The organism is Ponticoccus sp. (in: a-proteobacteria) (genome assembly GCF_048381735.1).
In genome coordinates this window covers 157,386-165,876 of the sequence record NZ_JBLXGL010000011.1, presented here as the reverse complement: position 1 = coordinate 165,876, position 8,491 = coordinate 157,386, and the positions used below count along the sequence as shown (strand labels likewise).

Sequence of the window (8,491 nt, the reverse complement as noted above, 5' to 3'; positions counted from 1 at the left end):
GTCTTGCCGTGGTCGACGTGACCGATCGTGCCGATGTTGCAGTGCGGCTTGCCGCGTTCAAACTTTGCCTTTGCCATTGTATAGGCTCCCTTTTTGTTTCGGGTGCCGGGCTGAAGCCCGGCCTACGGTGGTGGGTAGGGCGGGGTTCACCCCGCCGCCCCGGTTATGCGAATTTGGCCTGGATCTCGTCCGAGATGTTCTGCGGCACCGGGTCGTAATGAGCGAACTGCATGGTGAAGTTCGCACGGCCCGAGGACATCGAACGCAGGGTGTTGATGTAGCCGAACATGTTGGCCAGCGGCACGAAGGCGTTGATCGCAACGGCGACGCCGCGCGGTTCCTGCCCCGACACCTGACCCCGACGCGAGGTCAGGTCGCCGATGATGCCACCGGTGTATTCTTCCGGTGTCACGACCTCGACCTTCATCATCGGTTCCAGCAGCTTGGCGCCGGCCTTGCGAAGGCCTTCGCGCATGCACATGCGGGCGGCGATTTCGAAGGCCAGAACCGAGGAGTCCACGTCGTGGAACTTACCGTCGATCAGGGCGACCTTGAAGTCGATCACCGGGAAGCCTGCCAGCGGACCGGAGTCCATGACCGACTTGATGCCCTTTTCGACACCCGGGATGTATTCCTTCGGCACCGCGCCGCCGACGATCTTCGATTCGAACGAATAGCCTTCGCCCGGCTCGGTCGGGGTGATGACCAGCTTGACCTCGGCGAACTGACCCGAACCACCCGACTGCTTCTTGTGGGTGTAGGTGTGCTCGACCTCGTGACCGATGGTCTCGCGATAGGCCACCTGCGGGGCACCGATGTTGGCCTCGACCTTGAACTCGCGCTTCAGGCGGTCGACGAGGATGTCGAGGTGAAGTTCGCCCATGCCCTTCATGATGGTCTGACCCGATTCCAGGTCGGTTTCCACGCGGAAGGAGGGGTCTTCGGCGGCCAGACGGGCCAGACCCTGGGACATCTTTTCCTGGTCGCCCTTGGTCTTGGGCTCGACCGCGATCTCGATCACCGGATCCGGGAAGGTCATGGTTTCCAGAACCACCGGGGCCTTGGGATCGCAGAGCGTGTCACCGGTGGTGGTGTCCTTCAGACCCGCCAGCGCGATGATGTCGCCCGCAAAGGCCTCTTCGATCTCTTCACGATCCACGGCGTGCATGAGCATCATCCGACCGACACGCTCGCGCTTGCCCTTGGTCGAGTTCAGCATGCCGTCACCCTTGGACAACACGCCGGAATAGATCCGGGTGAAGGTCAGCGAGCCGACAAAGGGGTCGTTCATGATCTTGAACGCCAGGGCCGAGAAGGGCTCTTCGTCGCTTGCCGGGCGGGCAATGTTGCGCTCTTCGCTTTCGTCGTCGGGCGAGAAGCCCATCAGCGTCGGCACGTCCAGCGGACCGGGCAGGAAGTCGACAACGGCGTTGAGCAGCGGCTGCACGCCCTTGTTCTTGAACGCCGAACCGGCCAGCATCGGGAAGAAGGACAGCGACAGCGTACCCTTGCGGATAAGCTTGCGCAGGGTCGCCTCGTCGGGCATCTCGCCTTCCAGGTAGGCTTCCATGGCCTCGTCGTCCTGCTCGACGGCAAGCTCGATCATGTTGTCGCGCCATTCGTTGGCGAGATCCTGAAGATCGTCACGGATCGGGCGGCGCTCCCAGGAGGCGCCCAGGTCTTCACCGATCCAGACCCATTCTTCCATGGTGATCAGGTCGACGATGCCTTCCAGCTTGTCCTCGGCCCCGATCGGCAGCGCGATCGGCAGCGGGGTGCCGCCGGTACGCTCTTTGACCATGCGCACGCAGTTGAAGAAGTCGGCGCCGATCTTGTCCATCTTGTTGACGAAGACCAGACGCGGCACCTTGTAACGGTCGGCCTGACGCCAGACCGTTTCGGTCTGCGGCTCCACGCCGGCGTTGCCGTCGAGCAGCGCAACGGCACCGTCGAGAACCGCCAGGGACCGTTCCACCTCGATGGTGAAGTCGACGTGTCCGGGGGTGTCGATGATGTTGAAGCGGGTCTTGGTCTCGGAGGTGCCGTCGGCGGTCGGGTCGATCTGGCGCTGCCAGAAGGTCGTCGTTGCCGCCGAGGTGATGGTGATCCCGCGCTCGGCTTCCTGCTCCATCCAGTCCATGGTGGAGGCGCCTTCGTGGGTCTCGCCCATCTTGTGGTTCTTGCCGGTGTAGAACAGGATGCGCTCGGTCATCGTGGTCTTGCCGGCGTCGATATGCGCCATGATCCCGAAGTTGCGGTAGCGCTGCAGCGGATATTCGCGTGCCATGTGGGGTGGGCTCCTGTTACCAGCGGTAGTGGCTGAACGCCTTGTTGGCGTCGGCCATCTTGTGGGTGTCTTCGCGCTTCTTCACAGCGGCACCACGGGACTGGACGGCATCGATCAGCTCACCGGCCAGACGCTCTTCCATGGTGTTTTCGTTGCGTGCGCGGGACGCGGTGATCAGCCAGCGGATCGCCAGCGCCTCGCGGCGCTCCGGGCGGACTTCGACGGGCACCTGGTAGGTGGCACCACCGACGCGGCGCGAGCGGACCTCGACCGACGGCTTGATGTTGTCCAGGGCCTCGTGGAAGATTTCCACGGGCGCGCGCTTGACCTTGGCTTCGACGCGGTCGAGCGCGTTGTAGACGATGCGCTCAGCGGCGGATTTCTTGCCGTGGTACATCAGGTTGTTCATGAATTTGGTCAGCACGATATCGCCATACTTGGCGTCGGGCAGGACTTCGCGCTTCTCTGCGGCGTGACGACGGGACATAGGACTGTCTCTCTTCTCAACGGCGGTGCGGGACGGGCCCGCACCCTAACGGTATCCGGGACGGGTGCGCGGCTGTCACGCACCCGGGTGATCACTTGGGACGCTTGGCGCCGTACTTCGAACGGCGCTGCTTGCGGTCCTTGACGCCCTGGGTATCCAGAACACCGCGCAGGATGTGGTAACGCACACCGGGAAGGTCTTTCACCCGGCCGCCGCGGATCAGAACCACCGAGTGCTCCTGAAGGTTGTGGCTTTCACCGGGGATGTAGCTGATCACCTCGTAACCGTTGGTCAGACGCACCTTGGCGACTTTCCGCATGGCCGAGTTCGGCTTCTTCGGGGTCGTGGTATAGACGCGGGTGCAGACGCCGCGCTTCTGCGGGCACTGCTCGAGGTGCTGGGACTTCGAGCGCTTGACTTTGGGCTGCCGCGGCTTGCGGATCAGCTGCTGGATCGTGGGCATGGAATGGGTATCCCCGTGCTTCTTGCGGTGTTGCCGGGGATGAAGCCCGGCGGTTCAGGTCTGACCCGGATGCCGCTTGGCACCCTGACGGGCCGGTTCGCGTACGTCCGCGCGCGAAGCGCACAAACGACAATAGGTCCGCATCCGACCCTGTACCGAAGGCGTCGACGCGGGGGCGTACCAGAGGATCGGGGCTTAGTTGCCCGGACCTTGCGGTAGTCCATATCTGCAAAGACCAGACACGCCCGGCTATGCGGGGCGTGACGGATTTGTGCGGCGTATACGCAGAGTCGCCCGTCTTGTCAACAAGGCCCCCGACGGCGCTCGGCAGGCTCTGGACAGGCTCCCGGACCGCTGCCACTCTCGCCCGGGACAAGACCAGAGGGCACCCATGCACGTCATCGGCTTCTGCCGCTTCTCCTATCCGGCCGAGGGCGGCTTTCAGGTGGAACACAGCTCTGTCGCGGCGCGCATGGCCTACCTCTATGCGCCCGAACGGATGGAGGAACGCTTCCGCCACTTCGAGACCCTCTGCTTGCCCGGCCTGCGCGCCCAGACCGACGGCGACTTTACCTTCCTCATCCTCGTGGGCGCGGCCATGCCCGACCGCTGGATGCAGCGCCTGCTGGCGCTGGTCGAGGGCTTCCCGCAAGCCGTCGTGGTGCCCCGGACCCCCGGCCCGCACCGCCAGGTCTGCCAGGAGGTCATCAATGCCGCCCGCGACATGGGCCAGCCCTGCCTGCAATTCCGCCACGACGACGACGATGCCGTGGCGGTGGATTTCGTGGCCACCCTGCGCGCCGCCGCCCGGGATTGTGCCGCGCTGACCGCCAGGCACCGCCTCGTCGGTTTCGACTGGAACCGCGGCTACATCGGTCGCCCCGACGCGCAGGGCATCCGCGCCGAGGAATGCGTGACCCCCTACTGGGGTGTCGCGCAGGCCATGGCCGTGCAGCCCGGCGCCCGGCAGACCATCATGAACTTCGGCCACGCCAGGATAAACCAGTTCATGCCCACCGTGACCTTCACCGATACCGCCATGTATGTGCGCGGCCACAACGACCACAACGACTCGCGCCAGAAGAAACACGTCAAACCCGTCTCCCTGCCGCGCCTCGACGCCGCCGGAGAGGCGCTGTTCCGCAGCCGCTTCGCCATCGACGCCGATCACATCCGCCGGGTCTTCGCCTGACAGGCGCGCCGCGCCCGCTTTCCACGGGGCATCCCGCGCCGCCAAGGGGGGCGCCGCCCCTGTTTCTCTTTGGAAAAAATACCTGAGGGCAAGGCCGGCCACGGGCGCCAGGCCCGCGCGTCTTCCCCGTTCCGGCAGGCCGCCAGGCTGCCGACGCGAAGGGCGTCGCCGGAAAGCCTTCCTATCGCGACAATCCGGCGCTAATCCGCCGGCATGAAACGTGTTCTCCTTTTTCTCCTCGCGCTGATCGTCCTCCTGCCCGCCGGGCTCTGGGTGAACTGGCAGCTTCACACCCCCTCGCACGACCGCAACTGGCGTGCCGACCACGCCCACTTGCCCGAGGTCGCGCAGCAGGACGGCCTTTATACCCTGAGCAATATCCGCGACTGGGACTATGCGGAGGACGGCACCCCCACCCGCGAGGCCTGGATCGCCCGCGACATCGATCCCGACAGCCTGACGCAGGCCTATTTCCTCGTCGAGCCCTTCGGCGCGGTGGAGGCCATCGCCCACACCATGCTGACCTTCGCCTTCGAGGACGGCTCCGCCTATGTCGCCTCGATCGAGGCGCGCCGCGAGGTCGGAGAGGCCTATTCCGCCCCCAGGGCCGCCGTCCTGCCGATCTTCGAATACATGTTCGTCTGGACCACCGAACGCGACATGTACGGCAATTCCGAGTTCATGGCCGACGACCGCCTCTACCTCTATCCGCTCACCATCCCGCTGGAGCATCAGAAGGCCGTGCTGCGCGCCATGCTCGACGAGACGGCAGAGCTGCAGGCAGAGCCGCGCTGGTACAATACGCTCTTCTCGAACTGCACCAACGTGCTGGCGCGGACGGTCAACCGGATCGACCCGAAGGCGGTGCCCCTCGACAAGGCCTGGGTGCTGCCCGGCTTCTCGGCGGCCTTCCTCTACGAACAGGGCTTCATTCCGACCGACCGTGCCTTTGCCGAGGTCGAGGAGGGCGCGCTGATCTCGCCGCTGATCCGCGAGCTTTACGGCATCGCCGATCCGGTTGCCTTCTCGCGCGCCCTGCGGCAGCGTCTGGCCGCCCGCTGATCCCGGCCCGCCTCGCTCCCGGGTGCGACACCCGGGGCAGGCGGGCGGCGGCCCGCGCCCGGGGTGGTGTCTTGGGCATCCACGCATGGTGCCCGCGGTCCCCCCTTCACATCCCTGCGAATCCTGCTAAAGAAGCCACTCGCAGGAACCGGGCGATTCGTCGTCCCCTGCATTCGTCCGAGACGGTGGGCTGCCGCAAGGCACTAAGTCCTGCCCGAGACGGGAAGAGACATCTTCAGTCACCCCGGCCACGCGCATGGGTGCCACAGGATGCGTCGACCCTTCATTCGGACTTATTGCGGTCGGGGTCCAACCCCGGCCAAAACGAGCCGGAGGGTCCGCCCTCCACTACTTGGAGTGAAACTGTGGATAGAGCCCAGAAAGAGAAAGTGGTCGAGGAACTCGGCCAGATCTTCGAAAGCTCTGGCGTCGTGGTGGTTGCCCGCTACGAGGGTCTCACGGTTGCAGAAATGACGGACCTTCGCGGCCGTGCCCGTTCGGGCGAAGCCGTGGTCCGTGTCGCCAAGAACAAGCTCGCCAAGATTGCCGTCCAAGGGACCCCCGCCGAGGGGATCTCGCAGTATCTGGACGGCATGACGGTGCTGACCTTCTCCGAAGACCCGGTCGCAGCGGCCAAGGTCATCGAAGACTTCGCCAAGGACAACAAGAAGTTGGAAATCCTTGGTGGCGCAATGGGCGGCACCACTCTGGACCGTGCCGGTGTCGAGGCCGTGTCGAAAATGCCGTCGCGCGATGAGCTTATTGCTTCCATCGTCGGCTGCATCGGCGCACCCGCCTCCAACATCGCCGGTGCCATTGGCGCGCCTGCTTCGAACATCGCTTCCATCCTTTCCACGATCGAGGAAAAGGCAGAGGCGGCGTAAGCAACCTTTTGATCCGCGTGGGGAGTTCTCCCTGACGTTGGAACCCATAACCAAACCGGAAAGAGCATCAAAATGGCTGATCTCAAAGCACTGGCTGAACAAATCGTTGGCCTGACCCTCCTGGAAGCCCAGGAACTGAAAACCATCCTCAAGGACGAGTACGGCATCGAGCCCGCAGCCGGTGGCGCCGTCATGATGGCTGGCCCCGCAGGTGGCGGCGAAGCCGCAGCCGAGGAAGAGAAGACCGAGTTCGACGTGATCCTGAAGTCCGCTGGCGACAAGAAGATCAACGTCATCAAGGAAGTCCGCGGCATCACCGGCCTGGGCCTGAAAGAAGCCAAAGAGCTGGTCGAGGCCGGCGGCAAGGCTGTCAAGGAAGGCGTTTCCAAGGACGAAGCCGAGGAAATCAAGAAGAAGCTCGAAGAGGCTGGCGCCGAAATCGAACTCAAGTAATTCCGCTTTCGGCCCGTTCCGGGCCGGTGGAAGGACTTTCGAGGGGCGTCCCGGGAAACCGGGGCGCCTCTTTTTCGTGGATGCGGCCCCCGGGTTTTCGGGATGGGGGCGGGCGGCGGCCAGGCCTCTGGTCGGAGAGCCGGCCGGGGCGCTGTCCCGCGTGAATGGCCAGTTTGCCCACCCCGTCCGAACCGGCCACGCGCGCCGCACAGGCAAGCCCTGCCTCACAGCCGGGCTCTTCGGCGGCCTGTCACAGGGCGAGATCGCGCGCGCCACAGGCGGCGCCAGGCTGGCTTGGGATTTGTTCCCTTGACCCTTTGCCCAACCTCCCGTAACAGAGCCCATCCGCAGCGGCCCCGGATTCGTCCGGGGCTTCGCTTTTGTCTGCGGGCGATCTAACCGGGCACCTTCGGGGGCCTATACCCCGGGCCGCATGGCCCCACACACAGGCGGGGCAACCCGCCGGAAGCTTACGGAAGACAGAAAGCATGGCACTCAAGTCGTACAAGCCGACGACGCCGGGCCAGCGCGGGCTGGTGCTGATCGACCGTTCGGAGCTGTACAAAGGACGCCCCGTCAAGGCCCTCACCGAGGGTCTGACGAAGAAGGGTGGCCGGAACAACACCGGACGTATCACGGCACGCCGCCGCGGTGGTGGCGCAAAGCGTCTGTATCGCATCGTCGATTTCAAGCGGAACAAGTTCGACGTGAACGGCATCGTCGTTCGGATCGAATACGACCCCAACCGCACCGCCTTCATCGCCCTCATCCAGTATGACGACGGCGAGCAGGCCTATATCCTCGCACCCCAGCGTCTTGGCGTCGGCGACAAGATCGTCTCGTCCGAGAGCGCGGACATCAAGCCGGGCAACACCAAGCCGTTCTCGCGCATGCCCATCGGTACGATCGTCCACAACATCGAGCTGAAGCCCGGCAAGGGTGGCCAGATCGCACGCGCCGCGGGCACCTATGCCCAGTTCGTCGGCCGTGACGGCGGTTACGCCCAGATCCGCCTGTCCTCGGGCGAGCTGCGCATGGTTCGCCAGGAGTGCCTGGCCACGGTTGGCGCGGTCTCGAACCCCGACAACTCGAACCAGAACCTCGGCAAGGCCGGTCGCGTCCGCCACATGGGCAAGCGTCCCTCCGTCCGCGGCGTCGTCATGAACCCGATCGACCACCCGCATGGTGGTGGTGAAGGCCGGACCTCCGGTGGCCGTCACCCGGTGACGCCCTGGGGCAAGCCGACCAAGGGCAAGCGCACCCGCAACCCCAACAAGGCGTCCTCGCGGCTTATCGTCCGTTCGCGCCATGCCAAGAAGAAGGGTCGCTGATCTATGTCACGCTCTGTTTGGAAAGGTCCGTTCGTCGACGCTTACGTCCTGAAGAAGGCCGAGAAGTCGCGCGAGTCGGGCAAAAACGAAGTCATCAAGATCTGGTCGCGCCGCTCGACGATCCTGCCCCAGTTCGTGGGCCTGACGTTTGGCGTCTACAACGGCCAGAAGCACGTCCCGGTCAACGTGACCGAGGACATGATCGGCCAGAAGTTCGGTGAATACTCGCCGACGCGCACCTATTACGGTCACGCAGCCGACAAGAAAGCCAAGAGGAAGTAAGCCATGGGCAAGGATAAGAATCCCCGCCGCGTGGCGGACAACGAGGCGAT

Annotated in this window: 9 protein-coding genes and 1 pseudogene; 6 read left to right on the top strand and 4 right to left on the bottom strand. The window is 64.6% G+C overall.

Features of this window, described 5'->3' with window-relative positions; all coding sequences use genetic code 11:
- The 4 genes and pseudogenes from ACN5KJ_RS17345 to rpsL all read right to left on the bottom strand — a co-directional run.
- Window positions 1–77: pseudogene (locus ACN5KJ_RS17345) on the bottom strand (elongation factor Tu); the annotation flags it as partial.
- Window positions 78–163: 86 nt separating this feature from the next.
- Entirely contained in the window at window positions 164–2,287 is a 2,124-nt protein-coding gene (gene fusA / locus ACN5KJ_RS17340) for an elongation factor G (RefSeq protein WP_418595182.1), read from the bottom strand.
- Window positions 2,288–2,303: 16 nt separating this feature from the next.
- Complete coding sequence (gene rpsG / locus ACN5KJ_RS17335; protein ID WP_023850989.1) at window positions 2,304–2,774, bottom strand: 30S ribosomal protein S7; 471 nt, start codon at window positions 2,772–2,774, stop codon at window positions 2,304–2,306.
- Between the two features lie 91 nt (window positions 2,775–2,865).
- Window positions 2,866–3,237, bottom strand: coding sequence for a 30S ribosomal protein S12 (gene rpsL, locus ACN5KJ_RS17330; protein ID WP_005862801.1), 372 nt, complete (start codon window positions 3,235–3,237; stop codon window positions 2,866–2,868).
- Window positions 3,238–3,628: 391 nt separating this feature from the next.
- Here rpsL and ACN5KJ_RS17325 point away from each other — a divergent pair, with 391 nt between their 5' ends.
- The 6 genes from ACN5KJ_RS17325 to rpsS all read left to right on the top strand — a co-directional run bounded on the left by ACN5KJ_RS17325 (window position 3,629) and on the right by rpsS (window position 8,441).
- Window positions 3,629–4,429 (top strand): glycosyltransferase, encoded by an 801-nt coding sequence (locus ACN5KJ_RS17325; protein WP_418595181.1) that lies wholly within the window; start codon window positions 3,629–3,631, stop codon window positions 4,427–4,429.
- 213 nt (window positions 4,430–4,642) lie between these two features.
- Window positions 4,643–5,491, top strand: coding sequence for a DUF4105 domain-containing protein (locus tag ACN5KJ_RS17320; RefSeq protein WP_418595180.1), 849 nt, complete (start codon window positions 4,643–4,645; stop codon window positions 5,489–5,491).
- A 365-nt stretch (window positions 5,492–5,856) separates the two neighbouring features.
- Window positions 5,857–6,375, top strand: coding sequence for a 50S ribosomal protein L10 (gene rplJ, locus ACN5KJ_RS17315; RefSeq protein ID WP_031322675.1), 519 nt, complete (start codon window positions 5,857–5,859; stop codon window positions 6,373–6,375).
- A gap of 72 nt (window positions 6,376–6,447) precedes the next feature.
- The gene (gene rplL, locus ACN5KJ_RS17310) at window positions 6,448–6,828 is read left to right on the top strand and encodes a 50S ribosomal protein L7/L12 (protein WP_007792832.1); all 381 of its coding nucleotides are present in this window, start codon (window positions 6,448–6,450) and stop codon (window positions 6,826–6,828) included.
- Window positions 6,829–7,316: 488 nt separating this feature from the next.
- The gene (rplB, locus tag ACN5KJ_RS17305; protein ID WP_206565175.1) at window positions 7,317–8,159 is read left to right on the top strand and encodes a 50S ribosomal protein L2; all 843 of its coding nucleotides are present in this window, start codon (window positions 7,317–7,319) and stop codon (window positions 8,157–8,159) included.
- Between the two features lie 3 nt (window positions 8,160–8,162).
- Window positions 8,163–8,441: a 30S ribosomal protein S19 gene (gene rpsS / locus ACN5KJ_RS17300; RefSeq protein WP_023850995.1), complete on the top strand. Its 279-nt coding sequence runs from the start codon at window positions 8,163–8,165 to the stop codon at window positions 8,439–8,441.
- Window positions 8,442–8,491 lie beyond the last annotated feature (50 nt).